At 65.7% G+C, this 1,191-nt stretch carries 1 protein-coding gene and 1 pseudogene; both read right to left on the bottom strand.

The window, feature by feature from the left end:
* Nucleotides 1–818: pseudogene (locus FJ980_RS32835) on the bottom strand (hypothetical protein); the annotation flags it as partial.
* Nucleotides 819–985: 167 nt separating this feature from the next.
* On the bottom strand, nt 986–1,191 hold a 206-nt coding region (locus FJ980_RS32840; RefSeq protein ID WP_181181401.1), incomplete at its 5' end, for a 23S rRNA (pseudouridine(1915)-N(3))-methyltransferase RlmH.

The following is a 1,191-nucleotide window of genomic DNA, read 5'->3' on the forward strand; positions in this document are numbered from 1 at the left end:
GCCTTTGCGGCATCCGCGGCCTTGCGGTTGCGTTCGGCCTGGGCTTCGAGCGAGGCGATCAATTCCTTCAGGCTGCTGGCCTTGGCCGCGAGCGCCTCGGAATGCTGTCGCTCGGCCGACAACTGCGCCTGCGTGTCGGCTTCGAGCTTCTGCTTGGCTTCCAGCAGCATGCCGAGCCGCTTCTTCTCCGCCGTCTGCTCGCCGACTGCCGCCGTCAGCCGTGCCCGCTCGGCCTCGATCGAGGCCGTCACTCGTGTCTGCTCCTTGAGGTCGGCCAGGAGCCTGTCGGTCTGCTGGCGCAATTCAGGCACCACGGCGCCAAGCAAGATGGCGCTGCGCACCGACGACAGCGCGTCCTCCGGCTTGACCAGGATCGCCGGCGGCGGGTTCAGCCCCATGCGCTGCAATGCGCCCAGCACCTCCGCCAGCACGTCGCGCCGCGCCATCAGCGAGGCGCGGATCTTCTGCTGCTGGGTCTTCAGCCCCTCCAGCTTGGCGCCGATGTCCTCGATGTCCTGCCCAAGCTTTTGCTCGGTCATTGCCGACTGGATCAGCGCGGCGGTGATCGAGGCGTGGTCCTTCTTGACCGCGGCGATGTCGGCGGCCAGCTTGGCCAGCCGCTCGGACGACAGGCTTATCTCCTTGGAGATCTGTTCGTATTCGGCGCGGCTCTGGTCCGGATCGGGGGCCATGTCGAGCGTGTTCTCGGCCCATGCGGCATTGAGCGAAAGGATGACCACCGCCGCCGCGATGCCGCAGCGCGCGCGCCAGGAGCCCGCTGTCGATGAGCCCGTCGTCGATTTCCAGCCTTCAGCCATGCGGGATGGACTCTATCTGCGGCTTCGTTAACGAACCATCAACCATATTAATGCGCATCGCCCAAAACTGTGCAGCGGTTTCGCACACCGGTGAGCAAAATAGGGAAAGCCGGCCCGAAGCCGTGATCTTGCGCGGCATTGGGGCGGAATTCGGTGCGATGCGACCTTCAGGTTCTGTGATAGGGGTGGCCGGACAGGATCGTCGAGACCCTGTAGAGCTGCTCTGCCAGCATCACCCGCACCAATTGGTGCGGCCATGTCAGCGCACCGAAAGACATCACCAGCTCGGCCTGGGCGCGCAACGACGGATCGTGGCCATCGGCGCCGCCTATGGCCAGCGCCAGCGCCTTGCGGCCAGCGTCGCGCAATTGGC

The sequence above is a fragment of the Mesorhizobium sp. B1-1-5 genome (assembly GCF_006443065.1).
GTDB lineage: Bacteria > Pseudomonadota > Alphaproteobacteria > Rhizobiales > Rhizobiaceae > Mesorhizobium.